Origin of the sequence: Paraburkholderia silvatlantica (genome assembly GCF_003096715.1) — a bacterium.
Taxonomy (GTDB): Bacteria; Pseudomonadota; Gammaproteobacteria; order Burkholderiales; family Burkholderiaceae; genus Paraburkholderia; species Paraburkholderia silvatlantica.
In genome coordinates this window covers 144,670-161,170 of sequence record NZ_QEOL01000018.1, presented here as the reverse complement: position 1 = coordinate 161,170, position 16,501 = coordinate 144,670, and the positions used below count along the sequence as shown (strand labels likewise).

Genomic DNA, 16,501 nt, shown 5'->3' with positions numbered 1-16,501 from the left:
GCGAACCCATGCGGCAGCGTCATGAATCGAGAAGACCAGGTCGTTCAAACGTTGTGTGATGACGGTGCGCTCGTTCTGTCACGCGTCAAAACGCGGGGCGCGGCGCGAACGCGGCTCGCCTTGCGGCCGTCGAGCAGCCAGCCTTCGGCGGAAGTCCTGTCGTTGCTGGAGAACGCCTATGGACTGCGCACGCGGCTCGACGGTCCGCGCTTCACCCAGCCGCACGCGCTGTTACGGGAGAGCCGGCGCACTACACTCTTTCTCGAGGATCCGGGCGGCAGCGTTCTCGCTTCCATGCAGCCGCACCTCATGTCGCCCGGCCAGGTTCTTGCGATAGCGTCGAACGCGGCGGCCGCGCTCGACGCATTGCATGCGCGCGGGCTCATCCATCACGACATCCGGCCCGCCCATCTGCTAGTCAACGCAAAAACCGGCGGGGTTGCGCTCACCGGGTTCGGGTTGTCTTCCGATGCCGACGCCGAAGGCAAGGATGTCCCGCAGCCGCTCCTGTTCGCGGACGCGCTCCCGTACGTTGCGCCGGAGCGCACCGGACTCGTCAACCGGCGGCCCGATACGCGTTCCGACCTCTATTCGCTGGGGGTCGTCATCTACTGGATGTTCACCGGCCGATTCCCTTTTCTGGCCCAATCGGGCGCTGAGTGGCTGCATTGCCATACGGCGAGAAAGCCTGTCTCGCTCAAGGAATACGCGCCGCAGGTGTCCGATTCCGCCGCCGCCATCGTCGAGCGACTGCTCGCAAAAGCCGCTGAAGACCGATACCAGACCGCGAGAGGCCTGGAGCACGACTTGCGGCTCTGCGCCGTGCAGTGCCGGCGCGGAGCGCACGCCGAGCCGTTCGCATTGGGCGCTGCCGACTCGGACGACCGCTTGTTTATTCCCGGGCGCCTGTATGGGCGGGAAGCGGACGCGGGGGCGCTGGTTGCGGCCTTCGACCGTGTCGCTCGGGACGGTTCGCCGGAATGCGTTCTGGTGTCCGGCTACTCGGGAATCGGGAAGTCGTCGTTGGTCGACGAATTCCATCAGGTGATGTCGGGTTCGGGCAGCCTGTTCGCTTCAGGAAAATTCGACCAGTACAAGCGGGATATTCCGTACGCAACGATTGCGCAGTGCATGGCGGCGCTCGTGCAGCAGATTCTCGACGAGGACGAAGCGGAGATCGGCACATGGCGGCAGCGCATACAGGACGCGCTGGGTTCTCACGGCCAACTGATAGTCGATCTGATTCCCGCGCTCGAACAGTTGGTCGGCCCGCAGCCGCAGGTTACCGAACTCCCGCCGCTGGATGCCCAGACACGGTTCGTCGCGACGCTCACGCGATTCATTCGGGCCTTCGCCTTTCCCGGGCGGCCACTGGTGCTCTTTCTGGACGATCTCCAGTGGCTGGACGCCGGCACGATCTCGGTACTCGAGGCGTTGGGCAAAGGCCTGGACGTCGGCGATCTGCTGCTCATCGGCGCGTTTCGCGACAACGAAGTCGGGCCCACGCACCCGCTGACCCAGGTAGTCGATGCGATGCGCGCGGGGCAGGTTCGCGTTCATGACCTGTTGCTGGCTCCGCTCGGCGTGGACGACGTGGGCCGTCTCGTGCGCGATGCGATGCACGGCAATAAGCAAGGCACGGAGACGGTCGCGCGGGTGATGTTCGACAAGACAGGCGGGAATCCTTTTTTTGCAGTGCAGTTCCTGCAGGCGCTGGCGGACGAAGGCTTTCTCACGTTTGACAAGGCGCGTCGCGAGTGGGCGTGCAACGCGGATCGGATTGCGCACAGAAGTTTTCCCGACAGCGTCGTGGATCTGATGGTCGACAAGCTTGGCCGTCTGCCAGATGCGACTCGCAGCGTGCTGGTGGATTTCGCGTGCCTTGGCGCGAGTGTTTCGTCTGCGGTTCTCGCGCGCGTAAGCGGTCAGTCGAGCGAAGCGATCGATGCGGCGCTCGCGGAAGCTGTCGCTCAGGGCGTCGTGTATCGGCAGGCCGATGGCTACGCGTTCGTTCACGACCGGATTCAGGAGGCCGCGTACGCATTGATGGCCGAGGCGGATCGCGCATCTGCGCATCTGCGCATCGGAACCATGCTGGACAGCGAGGATGACGATCAGGATGTCGAGCTAAATATCTTCGAGATCGTCAACCAGTACAACCGCGCGATTCATGTGGTCGAGGACTTCGGGGTGCGCGCACGCGTGGCCGGTCTGAACTTGCGCGCCGGCCGGCGCGCGAGGGGCTCTGCGGCCTATGGCTCTGCGCTCGCGTATCTGACGCTCGGAAGCGAGATTCTCGGCAGTGACGCGTGGCGGACGCACTACCACGAGAAATTCTCGTTCGAACTGCTGCGCGCCGAATGTGAATTCCTCACGGGCAGCGCCGCGCTGGCCGAGGAACGCCTGCGCGAGCTGGCAGCCGCAGCCAGGAACGTGCCGCACAAGGCCGCCGTCGCGTTTCTTCGCGTGACGCTCCACACGGCGCTCGATCAGATGCAGGCCGCTGTCGAAATCTGTCTCGGCTATCTGCGCGAGGTTGGCATCGACTGGGTTGCGCATCCCGACCGCGCGGCCGCCGTTGCGGAGTACGCGGCGCTGCGCGAGCGGATTGGACAACGAACGATCGCCTCCCTCATCGACCTGCCGCTGCTCCAGGACGAAACGCTGGAGGCCACGCTCAATGTGCTGACCGCGGTGCTTCCGCCGGCCTTCTTCACGGACGAGAACCTGGTGTGTCTGGTGTTGTCGCGCATGGCGAACCTGAGCATCCGGCATGGTAATACCGACGCGTCCTCGCTGGGTTTCGCCTACCTGGGCATGGTGGCCGGCCCGATTTTTGGCGACTACCGCGCGGGTTTCGAGTTCGGCAGGCTTGGCCTGGCACTCGTGGACGAGCGGGGGCTGGGGCGGTTCCGGGCGCGCGTGTATATGTGTTTCGCCTATCACGTGATGCCATGGACGCAGCCCATGCGCGCGGGGCTGCCGCTATTGCGGCGGGCGTTCGAAGCGGCAACGCAGAGCGGCGACCTCACCTACATTGGTTTCAGCAGTTGCTGTCTGGTCACGAGCCTGCTTGCGGCGGGCCATCCGCTTGCAGACGTCGAGGACGAAGGAGTCGAGCGTTTGCGTATCGTTCGCGCCGCGGGGTTCGGGCTGATTGTCGACATCATGACCGCGCAGTTGTCGCTGATTCGCGGACTGCGGGGGCTGGCGCCCTGGCTCGGGTCTGCCAATGCGGACCATGCGGATGAGGCTTCTCTGGAGCGGCACCTGGAAGGCAATCCCGCACTCGCTATCGCGGCATGCTGGTACTGGATTCGGCAGTTGCAGGCGCGTTTTTTCGCTGGCGACATTGGCGGCGCACTAGAGGCGGAAAAGCGCGCGGCGCCGTTGTTGTGGACCACCTCGGGCCACTTCGAGCTCGCGGAATATCACTTCTTCGGTGCGCTGGCGCGCCTGCAGTGGCATGACAGTCTTGCACCTGCAGACCAGGCCGACAACCAGGCCGACAACCAGGCCGCGCTGGCGGACCACGTAGAGAAGCTGCGCGGCTGGGCCCGGCACTCGCCCGCGAACTTCGCCTCGCGCGCCGCGCTGGTCGAGGCCGAACTCGCGCGCGTGCAAAAGCGCGAGTTTGAAGCAATGCGCCACTACGAGCACGCAATCGGCCAGGCACGCGAGCAGCGTCTGTTGCATGTCGAGGGCCTCGCCAATGAGATCGCCGGCCGGTTCTATGCGGACAACGGGTTTGCGGCTATCAGCGTCGTGTACCTGCGCAACGCGCGGCTCGCCTATCTGAACTGGGGGGCGATGGCGAAAGTCAGGGCGCTCGACGCGCGCCACCCGGGCCTCGTGCCGGAAGAGACTTCGAGCGTGTCGGGCGGGCCGGTGGCGAATCAACTGGCGATGGAGACGGTCGTCAAGGCGTCGCAGGCGATCTCCAGCGAGCGAGTGCTGGAGCGGCTCATGCACACGCTGATGACCATCGTGCTCGAGCACGCTGGCGCCCGGCGCGCGCTATTGATCCTGCCGCACGCGGAGCAGCTCTGGATCGAGGCGGACGCCAGCGCGCTGCGCGAAGGCAACACGGTCCACGTAGGCCGGCGCGCGGCTTCGTCCGATGCCGTGCCGCTCTCGATGCTCCACCACAGTCTTCGCACGCACGAGCCGGTGCTGGTGGATGATGCTTCGATGGAGAATCCCTTCGACGCCGACGAATACTTCAACGGTGGCACCGCACGCTCTGTGTTGTCGTTGCCGCTCGTCAAGCAGGACCGGGTGATCGGCGCCCTGTATCTCGAGAACGAACTTGCACCGGGCGTTTTCACGCTCTCGCGGCTGGCGGTGCTCAGGCTGCTCGCATCGCAGGCCGCGATATCGATCGAGAACGCGAGCCTGGAAGAGGTCGAGGCGCTTCTCGAGGAAAAAGACGCCTTGCTGCATGAGGTGCACCACCGGGTCAAAAACAACCTGCAGTTGATCAGCAGCCTTCTCAACCTCCAGGCGGCACGCGCCGAAGACAGGTCGACGGCGGAACGCTTCCTGGACAGCAGAAATCGGGTGCGCTCGATGGCGATGGTTCACGAGAATCTGTATCGCGCGGGGAATTTCGCGCGCATCGACATGGCGTCTCACATCCGCAATCTATGCGCGCACCTTTCCCGCGTTTATGAATTGAGCCAACTGAACGTGTCCCTCGACGTGCTGGTGGACGACGTGCAACTCGACATGAACCGGGCGGTGGCTTGCGGCATGATCGTAAACGAACTCGTCTCGAACGCGCTCAAACATGCGTTTCCGCAGGGGCGGCGCGGGAATCTGCGTGTCCAGCTGATGTCCGACGACGAGCGTCGGTGCAGGCTGAGTGTATCCGACGACGGCATTGGATTGCCGGCCGATTTTTCCGTCGAGGAGGCAGATTCTCTCGGCCTGCAACTCGTTTCCGACCTGGCCCACCAGCTGCATGCCTCGGTCCGACGGGACAACGGCGCGGGGACGAGCTTTGTCATTCACTTCACACTCTAAGGACTCGACGGGCTTCATCATGGCATCCGCGCGCATACTCATCGTGGAAGACGATCGTGTGGTGGCACGCGATATCGCTCAGCAGTTGGTGCGCTGCGGGCATGCAATCGCGGGCAGTGTCGCGAGCGGCGAGGAGGCGATCGCCGTGGCGGCGCAGGCGCCGCTGGACCTCGTGCTCATGGATGTGCGTCTGGAAGGCGATCTGGATGGCATCGATACGGCGAGGCGGCTACGCGAGGCGCATGGCCTGCCTGTCGTATTTCTCACCGCCTATGCGGACGAGGAGACGGTCCAGCGCGCGACCGTCACCGAACCGTTCGGCTATGTGCTGAAGCCCTTCGAAGACCAGCAACTGCGCACCGTCGTGGAGATGGCGCTGTACAAGCATGGTGCGGAGCGCCGGCTGCGCGACAGCGAGCATCGCTATGCAGTCACGCTTGCCAGTATTGGCGACGGCGTGATCGCAACCGACTGCGAATCGCGCATCACGCTGATCAATCCCGTGGCCGAGGCGTTGACCGGATGGTCGCGCGAGGAGGCCGCCGGTCGGCCGCTCGCAGAGGTGCTCGTGCTGATCGACGAGGACACGAACGTGCCGCTGGGCGACATGGGCACCGCGGTTCTGGGCAGGCAGGCCCCGGTCGACTTGCCGCTCAAGACCAGGCTGGTCGGCAGGCATGGACGCGAAGTTCCGGTCGAAGCCCGAGGCACGCCGATTATCGATGATGTGGAGCAGGTCGTCGGCGCGGTGCTCGCCATTCGCGACGTGACGCAAACGCGGCGCGCGGCGCAGGCGGAGATACTGCGCGCAACCAACGAGCGACTGGACGCTGCCATGCAGGGGTCGAACGTCGGCGTATGGGATCTCGAACTCGATGGCGAAGACGAGCGCCATTGGGTGCTGCGCTGCTGGAACGCACACGAGTGGCTTGGCTATGGCGAGCATGCCGGCGCTCCCAGCTTCGACCGATTTTTGGAACTCGTCCATCCCGACGACCTCAACCGCTTTGGCGAGGCGTTCAGGAACCAGGCCAAAAGCGGCGGAGCGTTGGCGATCGAGCACCGCCTGTTGCACCGCGACGGCTCGTACCGATGGGTTCTCACGCGCGGCGCGCCGCGCAGGCATGCCGGTAGCGCGGTTGTCTGCCTGACCGGCACGTCGATCGACATTACCGCACTCAAGCGCGCTGAACAGGCGGTGCGCGCCAGTGAGGAACGCTTTCGGGGCACGTTCGAAAACGCCGCGGTCGGCATCGCGCACTGCGCTTCGGACGGACGCTTCCTGCGCGTCAATCAACGCTACTGCGAGATCGTCGGCTACACCCGTGACGAGTTGCTCGATATGACGTTCAAGGACGTCACGGACGCATCGTATCTGCCTGCCAGCGTCTCCCGCTTCGAACTGCTATTCGAAAAGAAAATCTCTCACTACGCCGAAGACAAGCTTCTCATTCGGGGCGACGGGTCGCGCGTTTGGGTCAATGATTGTGTCGCGTTGCAATGGGAACCCGGCGAGCAGATCCATCATACGATCGCGGTCCTGCAGGACATTTCCGAACGTAAAGCGCTCGAAGCAACGGTGCGCGTGGCGCGAGACGAGGCGGAGGCCGCAAATAAAGCCAAAGATGAATTCCTCGCCAATATCAGCCACGAGTTGCGCACTCCGCTGAACGGCATCCTCGGCTATGCACAGGTCCTGCGCCACGACGACACGCTCGCGCCCCGCCACAGGTCGCACGTCGCGGTCATCGAGCAAAGCGGAACGCATCTGTTGACGCTGATAAACGACCTGCTCGAGTTTGCGCGTATCGGCGCGGGCCAGACCGAACTGCAACTGGCCGATGTGCTGCTCGCGCCGTTCCTGGAAATGCTTGCGGACATGGTCGGTGTGCGGGCGAGGGAAAAAGGCCTGACGCAGACCCGCGTGATCGCGCGCTGTCTGCCGGCCGTGATTCGGGTCGACGAAAAGCGCCTGCGCCAGGTGTTGCTTAACCTGCTTTCGAATGCCGTGAAATTCACGGACGAAGGCGAGGTCACATTCGCGGTAAGACAGATCAGCCCCGGCCTCCTGCGGTTCGAGGTGTCGGACACGGGCGTGGGGATCACGCGCGACCAGCTGGAGCGCGTGTTCAGGCCGTTCGAGCAGGCGGGCGATACCGAGCGGCGCAGCGCGGGTGTGGGTCTTGGCCTGTCCATCAGTCAACAGCTTGTGTGGCTCATGGGCAGCGAGATTCATGTGGAGAGCGAACCCGGTCGAGGGAGCCGCTTCTGGTTCGATCTCGCGGTGCAGGTTCCGGGCGATTCGGTATGTGCAGCGTACGGCGCGGATGGCGCGGCGATTCAGGACATCGACTCAGCGGCATACGAGCCGGCGGCTGGCGCTTCCATGCCTGTGCTGTCCGTTCCGGGGGGCCTCGGCACGGGTGCGCCGCTGGCCGTCCCCTTGCACGAGGACATGGAAATTTTGCATCGTCTGGCGTTGCGAGGGCAGATGCGCGATGTCATGCGTCACGCCAATGCGCTACTGGAATGCGACGGACGTTACCGGGCATTCGTGCTTCAGGTACGTCGGCTCGCGGAGAATTTCGAATCGAGAGAGTTGCTCGCGTTCATCGAGCGGCATTGGAATAGAAGAGAGCCGGCATGACAGAGAAACTCGACAGCATTGCGCCGCTTGTTCTGGTTGTCGACGATACGGCGTCGAATCTGGGCCTGGTGGTCGACTTTCTCGAAGGCAATGACCTGCGTGTGTCGATTGCCCGCGACGGTGAAGAAGCGCTCAGTCGCGCGGATCTCGTGCGGCCGGACCTGATATTGCTCGACGTGATGATGCCCGGGCTGGATGGTTTCGAGGTGTGCCGCAGGCTCAAGGAGAACCCGCGCACCCATGCGATCCCCGTCATTTTCATGACCTCGCTTTCGCAGACGGAAGACAAGACGGCCGGCTTTCACGTCGGGGCAGTCGACTACGTGACCAAGCCGCTGCAAATGGAGGAACTGCTCGCGCGGGTCAAGACGCATCTTAAGCTGGGACGCCTGCAGAAAGCCTTGAAAGAGCAGAACGCACGGCTTCAGGAAGAGGTGCGCTGCCGCGAGGCCGCGCAGGAGGCGTTGATCGAAATGATCAACAGCGTGCGCAATACATCGAATGCCATCGCTCACGATCTGCGAACCCCGCTGACTGAACTCCGCTTCAGAATGGAGGCAATGATCCTCGACCTCAAGAAGAAGGTCGACGGCGATACGCTCGAACGGCTGGAAGGCGCGTTGGGCGACATCGACCGCGTCATCGGTATTTTCAACGCGCTGCTGCGGCTCGCGGAAATCGATGCGGGCGTACGCAAGTCGGGATTCGTGCAAAGCGATGTCGCTCACATCGTTGGCGAAGCGGTGGAGTTCTATCAGCCGCTGGCGGAGCTGCGCGGCCTCGCGCTCACCCCGAGCGGCCCGGACAGCTTGCCTGCGCGGGTCGATCCCCTGTTGCTCGCCCAGGCGATCGGCAATCTCATCGACAATGCGCTGAAGTTTGCGAGCACGCACGTGGATGTTCGCCTGAGCCATGCCGGCAGTTCGATTGAAGTCGCGGTGGCCGACGATGGTCCCGGTGTTCCGGATGCCGAGAAAGCCAGGGTAACCGAACGGTTCTATCGCGGCGACGCGAGCCGCGGGACGCCCGGAGTTGGTCTCGGACTCGCGCTCGTCAAAGGGGTGGCGACCTTGCACGGTGGCACGCTGCGGCTCGAGGACAACACGCCGGGCCTGATCGTAAAGCTGGCCTTGGCATGCTGATTCTGGCGGTCGGCACGACGTTGCGGCAATCCGTAATGACGTACCGGAATTCATCGCTCCATTCAGGACTTTTAACGGAGTTTGTGGCAACCTGTTTGCTCCAGAATGGAGCGCGCGTCGCGTACATCGTTGAGGCGATGAGGCGAGCGATCCATGCCACCGCCCACATGCCTGTCCATGCGTATTCCAATGCAGCAGGCGAGGCCTGAAAATGCAGCCAGTCGATCATGGATACACTACTTTCCATGCGCGTTTTCGCGCGTATCGTCGAATCGGGCAGCTTGACGCGCGCGTCCGAATTGACGGGCCTGACGACACCGCGCGTCTCGGCGCTATTGCGTCAGCTCGAGCAGCACCTGCGATGCAAGCTGCTCAATCGCACCACCCGCCGCGTCTCGCTCACTGAGGACGGCAGTGCCTACTATCAACGCTGTGTCGCCGTTCTCGGCGAGATCGACGACATGGAGGCTTCGCTCTCGCGAGCGAGGAGCGCGCCCAAGGGGCGGCTCAAAGTGAATCTGCCTGCCGCGATGGCGAAGCACGTCGTCATTCCGGCGCTTCCGGATTTCGTATCGAAGTATCCGGATATCTCGGTCGAACTCGGTGTGACGGACCGGCAGGTGGATATCGTGGGCGAGGGCGTGGATTGCGTGGTCCGCGTAGGCGAGCTTGCGGATTCTGGCATGGTCGCGAGACGAATCGGAAGCATGGCGACCTGTACCTGCGCCGCGCCCGGCTATCTGGAGACGCATGGCGTGCCCGAGACTATCGACGACCTCGCCCAGCACCTCGCCGTCCACTACATCCTTCAGGACACGGGGCGGCCGCGAGGCTGGGAGTACATGGTCGACGGCAAGCCGTGTATCGTGCAGATGCGAGGCACAATTGGCGTGAACGACGCCGACGCGCACGTGGCGTGTGCGCTGGCCGGCCTCGGGCTCGTCAAGACGTCAGTCTATCTGGTGCAGTCCGCGCTTTCCTCGGGAGAACTGCGCGAGGTGCTGCAAGCATTCAATGTCGCGCCTCGCCCGGTTTCGGTGATCCATCCGCCGAACCGCAATCTACCGCTGAAGCTCAAGCTTTTCATCGAGTGGCTCAGCGCGCTGTATGCGGGCATTCCTGCTTTGCAGGGCAAGCGCGCCTGAGTGACTTGATTGCGCGGCCAGGTCCGCCGTAGTGCAGTGCGCGGTTGCCGCATCGTCGCTGCTTTCGCGCGCCATTCACGCTTGCGCCTGATGACGTTGCTGCCTATAGTGCGAAATCGCAATCAACAGGAATCCGTCCGGAAAAATCGTGCCGTCATCCCGCCTTCGTCGATCGCAAGAGAACTTAAAGGGCAACGCGAATCTATCGCGTGAGGCGCGGCTCGTTCTGGAACTGCTCGAGCGCGTCGGCGGCGAGCGCGGCGAATGGCTGCCCGAAAAGACCTTGCTACGTGACTTCGATACGCTGATCGATCACCTCATGCAAGGCAGTCCGCAATGCGTGAGCCTCGGCGCGCTGATGCGCAATGCGCTCGCGGCGACACATGCGGGCACACGAGGAGTCCTGCACGGCCTGTTGATGGCAAGCGCCGCATGCACTGACGGAGCAGATCGTCTCGCATTGCTGCTCGATCGCCGCGGCCCGGGGCTCAGTACAGCGCAGCGGCTGAGTACGCTTGGCTGGATCGCCGGTTCGCCCGCGCAAAGCCTCACGCCTTCCGGGCTTGCTCAGGCGCTGGGCGTGTCGCGTCAGAACCTTGCGCGGGCGATAAGCGGCGAAACGGGCGAGACGCCCAAACGATGGCTGCTTCGCATTCGAATCAAACGCGCGAGAAACATGCTGACCCACCCCGGCCTGACATTGAGCGATATTGCCCGGACGTGCGGTTTCAGCAGCCATGCGCATTTTTCCCGCGCCTTCCGGGATATCACGGGCATGACTCCGCAACGCTGGCGCAAGTGGCGAGGTGTGCCGGGTGCTGCGCGTCGGCGGGACTCATCCAGATCGTGAATCCGCTGGACCGTGTGCGAGCGAAGCGAGATAGCGGGCGTTGCGCTGCGCGAGAGCGGTTGCATCGTCGTCGCATCGCAAGCGTTCGAGCGCGTAGGTGCGCAGCGTTTGGCCAAGGCGATAGGTCACGAGCGGGCTCTCGCATTCAACCGTAATCATCGATTTCGCGGCGAGTTCGCATATGCCTTCCATCGCGCATGTGTCTTTCAGCGTCTTGTCGCAGACAACTGCGCGCACGGCATCGAGCGTGAACGCGCTGTTGAATACAGCGAGGCGGCGAAACAACCTGCGCGTCGGCGTGCTGAGCAAGTGGTAACTCCAGTCGAGGCTCGCCCGCAGTGTCCGATGGCGCGGCAACGCCGTGCGATAGCCCGATGTGAGCAGATCCATGCGGTCGTCGAGCCGATGGTTCAACTCCACCACGCCGAAGAGCGGCGCGCGCGCGGCGGCCAGCTCGATTTCGAGCGGATTGCCGTCCAGACGCCGGCAGATCTCGGCGACGTGGTGGATCAGGTTGTTCTCGATCCGGATCGCCTTGTCGACGGACTGCGCCCGTTCGAGAAAGAGCTGGACGGCGGCCGTGTCGAGCGCCTCGGCAAAAGACGCAGCAGACGACGGCACCGCGAGCGGAGCGAGCCGCATCACATGCTCGTGTGTGCCGTAAAGCCGCTCCCGGCTCGTCACGAGCACACGCAGCCCCGGGTTGTCGGGGACGATGCGCGCGGTGAGAGAGCCGACCTCGTCGATCAGGTGCTCCGCCGTGTCGAGCACGAGCAGGCTGCGCCGTTGGGCTAGCGCGCGACGTATGCGCTCGAGCGGCGCTGTGCCGTCGTCGGTTCCCGCACCGCATCGGTCTGCGATCGCGGCAAGAAGCTCCTGCTGGCCCTTCAACATCGAAAGTTCGACGAAGCAGGTATCGAACGCCGCCACGGTGCCAAGCCGCTGGGCGATAGTCAGCGCCAACGCCGTTTTGCCGATGCCCGCCGGTCCCGTGATTGTGAGCGTCTGTGCGGCATCGAGAGTGGCGAGCGCGGCGTCTATCTCGGCTTGTCGGCCGATCAGCGACGTCGCGCACGAAGGGCAAAGCGCCGTGGCGGGCCACACGCCGCGCTTCAATGCTTCCTTAGTGACGATCTCGCCGCCGGCTCGAACCAGCGTGGCGAGAACGTCGAACGCGCGCGCTCCGGGCGGCTGCGGCGCGCCGCAGCCGCGCAGCTCGCGCATCTCGGGATCGATTTCGTATTCCGCAATTCTGACCATGCCAATGGAGCGCCACACGCATTTTCGTGCGGGCCATTCTAGGCAGGCGTATGCGACACGGTCTTGCATCTTTTTGTCGTGTTTTACACGAACGGATTGCCGTGCCAAGGACCCGGCGCGAGGCGCCTTCCCTTCGGTATTAAATTTATTTAATACGGCTTCCCGGAGAAACAGGCTATCTTGGCGAACCGTAGGCGATTTGTGTTTGACCCACGTTCGCCGGACACCGGACGAGAATGCCATGAATGCGGAATACGCTGGCAATGCAGCGGCCTATTTTCATCTTCCTGAAGCGCGCATTCTGCGGAGTACGTCGCTACACAACGCGGACATCACGATCACACGGCTAACGGCCACGAAGAACACGGTCAACCTCACTGATCCGATCCCGCCCGCGAACGCATTCGTCTTGTCGCTGCAACTCCAGCCGTTGCCCAGACACGAATTGTGGCTCGACGGCAAACGCGAACCCGTGACGCCCTATGGACGCGGCGCGATCTCCGTCGTTGACCTCGCGGCGCGCCCAACGGCGTTTCTTCCTACCGCGTTCGACTGTATCCAGTTCTACCTGCCGCAGGCGACACTCGAGCAGTTGGCGGCGGCCGAAGACCGCGCACCCATTCGCGAACTGGCCGTGCCTCATGGGGCGCACGACCCGTTCGTCGAATCGATCGGCAAGCTGTTGCTGCCGGCGCTGTCCGAGGCGCGTGCGCCACGGCTCTTCGTGGATGGCCTCGTCATCGCGCTGCACCATCATCTGGCGGCTCGCTACACGGGCGTTCGCGTGCGCGAACCTCATGGTCCGGGGCGCCTCGCACCCTGGCAGGTGGCGAGAGTGAAAGCGATGATCGATGCTCACCTCGACAAAAGCCTGTCCATGCCACAACTCGCCGCGGCGTGCGAACTTTCACCGTGGTACTTCTGCCGGGCTTTTCGAATGACGACCGGCATCGCGCCTCATCAATGGCTCATACGTCGCCGCATGGAAAAGGCACAGGAGATGCTGGCAAAGACGGATAGGCCGATCGCGGAAATCGCGTTGCGATGCGGCTTTTCGGATCAAAGCCATTTCACGCGCACGTTTTCGCGCATGACCGGCGTGTCGCCAGGGGCATGGCGACAGCCACAGTAATGAGAGGCACGGCTAGCGGGCTCCCTGCGACACCTTTTGACGAATCGAATCCGTCACGCTGTGTTCTGGTTGCGGGCGCCCCGTCCCGGCTTCGGGCGACGGCTTCGCGCCAGTATTCCAGAGGGATCGCGCGGGCTTGCCGGCAAGGGTTTCGCCGTTGTCGTCTTCTGCGGCAATCGCGGGAGCCGCGCTTGCTCGGACACTCGGCGCGGTCGCCCCGCTCAGCTTGCCGCGGAGTCGGGCAAGGCGCCGGATATCGGGCGCAGGCGAGTCCATATCAAGGAGGTTGTCGAACTGCGCTAACAGCGCCACGGCCCGGGCGGCGTCGTCTCTTTCGAAATGATGCGTGGCGAGGTCGAGCGCGGCGCGCAATTTCCAGATTACTGCGCCGTGTTCGCTCGCGAGGGTCATGGCGGCATTCAGGAATTGCCGTGCCTGTGTTTCGCACTCGGCGCGCGCCTCACGCGCTGCGCCGTCAAGCGCGTGCGCTTGCCGAAGCGCCACGCAGCCCCTGGCCCGCAGCAGTTCGGGCAGGAAGTAATGCTCGCCGTGGGTCTCGCTGCGCTTGATCGCGTCGTCGAGCCTCGCTGCAGCCTCTGCGAAACGGAGGGCGCCTGCAAGCGCCTCGGCACTGGACACGATGAACGGCGCGATGACGCGCCGGAACCCGCGTGCAACGAGGCGCTGAAGCGCGGGCTCGAGCCGTGCGAGCGCCGATGCTTCGTCGCCCGACTGCATATCTAGCTGGACGGAGAGGCATTCCGCGAAATCTTCCCAGGCGGCAAAGCGATGAGTCGCCACTTGCGATCGCAACAGGGCGAGATAGCGCGCCGCGGCTTGCACGTCGCCACATTGAAGCGCGACCGGCACCGCCACGGTGGCAAGCACGTGGCTTAGCGAAGGCTCCAGCTTGTCCCGGCGTACCGGATTCAGCGACATTTGCACCCGTTGCATTGCCTGCTCCGGCTTGCCCTGAAACCAGGCAATGCGTGCGAGCGTGCCATTGCAGAAGATGAGCGGGTCCACGCCCAGCGTGCCGCAGGACGCCTCCGCCGGGTCCAGTTCGCTGAGCGCGGCAACGGCAGATTCGAGGCGCTCGCAAGCCTGCTCGTGCTCGCCGAAGCAGTGGAGCGAAACGGCGAGCATGGCACCGGCCAGCAGCGTGCCGCGCGACTCGCCAAGCTCCGCGGTTCGCTGGAGGCGTGTGGCGTAGCGGATCGAGGCCTGAACGTCCGCGATTGTCAGCGTGGAGTTCCAGAGGCCCCACAGGGCGCGCGTCACGAACGCATGGTCGCGCGCCACCTGTGCGAGCTGCAAGACGCGTTGCCACATCGATATCGCCACCTCGACGTCGTCGCCCACGGAGATGAGCGTGGAGGCGTAGGCGGCGCACAGCCTCATTTCGCAGACAACATCGACCGAGCCGCCGGGCAACGTGTCGAGCACCTCCAGCGCATGCCGTGCCCGTTCGCAGCATTCGTGCACGAGCGATGCTTCGAGCAGCGTGCCGACCAGCGCCCCCGCGAGCGCGACGCCCTGGGCAGGGTCGCCGTTCTCGGAGAACGCCCAATCGTAGGCGATGCGCGCGTCATCGAGAGAAAGTCGCGTGTTGAGATCTGTGCCTTGCCGGCTGCCTTCCGCGTGGGCGAGGCCGCTTTCTTCGATGCGCTTTTTCATGTAGCGCATGTGCCGCGACGCGATGGCGTGCAGTTCACCTTCGTCGCGCTGTTTTTCCAGCGCATAGGCGCGCGTGCTCTTGGTCAGCCGGTATGTTGCGATTGGACCGTCGAACTCCACGTTCAGGAGCGACTTCGTCGCGAGTTCGCCGAGACTCGAGACGACCACTGCGATCGACATGCCGGGCTCGGTGGCGACTGCGCAGACCGCATCGAACGTGAAGGGTCCGGTAAAGCAGCCGATGCGGCGAAAGAGAATGCGCGACGGCGTGTCGAGCAACGCATAGCTCCACTCGAACGTCGCGCGCAAGGTCTGGTGGCGCGGCAATGCCGAACGCAAGCCGCCCGTGAGCAGGTCGAGCTGGTGATCGAGCCGCGAGGCCACGCCTTCCACGCCGAGCGTGGCCACCCGCGCCGCGGCGAGTTCGATGGCAAGCGGCAGGCCGTCGAGGCGCCGGCAGATGTCGGCGGCCAGGGCAATGCTCCGCTTGTCGGTGGCGCAGTCCGTTGCGAGCGCGCGCGCGCGGCATAGAAACAGCTCGACCGCCGGCCAGGCGAGCAGCGCCTCGGCTGCCAGCCCGGCCTCGGGCACGGCGAGCGGCTCCAGGCGCAGCACGGATTCGGCACGGATGTGCAGCGCTTCCCGGCTCGTTACGAGCACGCGCACCAATGAGTTGCGCACGACCAGAGCCTCCACGAGCCGCGCAGCGACGTCGATCACATGTTCGGCGTTGTCGAGCACGAGAAGACACCCGGAATGGGCGAGAGCATCGTACAGCGCGTCAGTCCGGCGCTGCGCGTCCTCGACGGGAAACTTGAACGCTTCGGCGAGGATATCGAGCACAGCCTCGCTCGAGGATGCTCGGGCAAGCTCCACGAAGCATACCGCTCGACCGCTGCGGCCATGCATTGCGTTCGCAGCGTGGAGTGCGAGCGCAGTCTTGCCGATGCCGCCCGCGCCGACGACGGTCGTGACCGGTCCGCGATCGAGCTGATCGAGCAGTTGCTCGATCTCGGCCTCGCGCCCGATCAGCGGCGAGACGAGCGGGGGCGGTGCGGGGAGTTCATGCGCGGGCCCGGCGGGGGGGCGCGACTCGGCCACCTGGACGCCTCCCGCAACCAGCAGATAGCCCCGGCCGGCCACGGTCTTGATCAGATCGCGATCGGCACCGAGCAGCTTGCGCAACGCCGCGATATGCACCTGAAGGCGATTCTCTTCCACGATCTGGCCCGGCCAGACCGCATCCATAATGTCGTCTTTAGACAGAATGGCACCATTGGCACGATAGAGCGCTTCGAGAATATCGAAAGCGCGCGCGCCGATTCGCTGCGAAAGGCCATTCTGCTGAATGTTTCGCTGATCGAAACTGACCTGCAACGATCCTATTTGAATCATGGTCGTCTCCGGCCGACGGGATCGTGAATATCCCGGCGGCGCGCATCTGATCGAGCGTTGGCGATAAAACGGTGTGAGGCCATCATTCCCAAGGCGGTTTGGCGTTTCGGGCTTGCTGGAACGCGGTCGAGCACAGCCGGATGACGTTCAATACGGCAATTTGGCGCAATTCGAAGTGTAAACAAAGGAGAGAGGGGCGTCTTGAACAAAAATGCTCGGCGCCCGGCC

Annotated in this window: 8 protein-coding genes; 6 read left to right on the top strand and 2 right to left on the bottom strand. The window is 64.1% G+C overall.

The window, feature by feature from the left end; all coding sequences use genetic code 11:
* The first annotated feature begins 21 nt into the window (after window positions 1-21).
* From C7411_RS23140 to C7411_RS23120, 5 genes are all read left to right on the top strand, one after another.
* Window positions 22-5,025, top strand: coding sequence for an AAA family ATPase (locus tag C7411_RS23140; RefSeq protein WP_110386375.1), 5,004 nt, complete (start codon window positions 22-24; stop codon window positions 5,023-5,025).
* 19 nt (window positions 5,026-5,044) lie between these two features.
* Window positions 5,045-7,672, top strand: coding sequence for a PAS domain S-box protein (locus C7411_RS23135; RefSeq protein ID WP_165822870.1), 2,628 nt, complete (start codon window positions 5,045-5,047; stop codon window positions 7,670-7,672).
* Window positions 7,669-8,814, top strand: coding sequence for a hybrid sensor histidine kinase/response regulator (locus C7411_RS23130; RefSeq protein ID WP_110386373.1), 1,146 nt, complete (start codon window positions 7,669-7,671; stop codon window positions 8,812-8,814). Before C7411_RS23135 ends, C7411_RS23130 begins: the two co-directional genes overlap by 4 nt.
* A gap of 227 nt (window positions 8,815-9,041) precedes the next feature.
* Window positions 9,042-9,959: a LysR family transcriptional regulator gene (locus C7411_RS23125; RefSeq protein ID WP_110386372.1), complete on the top strand. Its 918-nt coding sequence runs from the start codon at window positions 9,042-9,044 to the stop codon at window positions 9,957-9,959.
* Between the two features lie 148 nt (window positions 9,960-10,107).
* Complete coding sequence (locus C7411_RS23120; RefSeq protein WP_110386371.1) at window positions 10,108-10,809, top strand: helix-turn-helix domain-containing protein; 702 nt, start codon at window positions 10,108-10,110, stop codon at window positions 10,807-10,809.
* Here the strand turns inward: C7411_RS23120 and C7411_RS23115 are convergent.
* Entirely contained in the window at window positions 10,795-12,069 is a 1,275-nt protein-coding gene (locus C7411_RS23115) for an ATP-binding protein (protein WP_165822869.1), read from the bottom strand. The two genes, C7411_RS23120 and C7411_RS23115, sit on opposite strands and share 15 nt — an antisense overlap.
* On the opposite strand from C7411_RS23115, the gene C7411_RS23110 reads away from it, so the two are divergent.
* Window positions 12,068-13,201, top strand: coding sequence for a helix-turn-helix transcriptional regulator (locus C7411_RS23110; RefSeq protein ID WP_165822868.1), 1,134 nt, complete (start codon window positions 12,068-12,070; stop codon window positions 13,199-13,201). The genes C7411_RS23115 and C7411_RS23110 overlap by 2 nt on opposite strands.
* Before the next feature lie 12 nt (window positions 13,202-13,213).
* Here the strand turns inward: C7411_RS23110 and C7411_RS23105 are convergent, their stop codons facing one another.
* Window positions 13,214-16,273: an ATP-binding protein gene (locus C7411_RS23105; protein WP_110386369.1), complete on the bottom strand. Its 3,060-nt coding sequence runs from the start codon at window positions 16,271-16,273 to the stop codon at window positions 13,214-13,216.
* Window positions 16,274-16,501: the final 228 nt, after the last annotated feature.

Coding starts and splice junctions, on each gene's coding strand:
- C7411_RS23140 (WP_110386375.1), top strand. CDS start 22: ATGAATCGAGAAGACCAGGTCGTTCAAACGTTGTGTGATGACGGTGCG.
- C7411_RS23135 (WP_165822870.1), top strand. CDS start 5,045: ATGGCATCCGCGCGCATACTCATCGTGGAAGACGATCGTGTGGTGGCA.
- C7411_RS23130 (WP_110386373.1), top strand. CDS start 7,669: ATGACAGAGAAACTCGACAGCATTGCGCCGCTTGTTCTGGTTGTCGAC.
- C7411_RS23125 (WP_110386372.1), top strand. CDS start 9,042: ATGGATACACTACTTTCCATGCGCGTTTTCGCGCGTATCGTCGAATCG.
- C7411_RS23110 (WP_165822868.1), top strand. CDS start 12,068: ATGCCAATGGAGCGCCACACGCATTTTCGTGCGGGCCATTCTAGGCAG.
- C7411_RS23115 (WP_165822869.1), bottom strand. CDS start 12,069: ATGGTCAGAATTGCGGAATACGAAATCGATCCCGAGATGCGCGAGCTG.
- C7411_RS23105 (WP_110386369.1), bottom strand. CDS start 16,273: ATGATTCAAATAGGATCGTTGCAGGTCAGTTTCGATCAGCGAAACATT.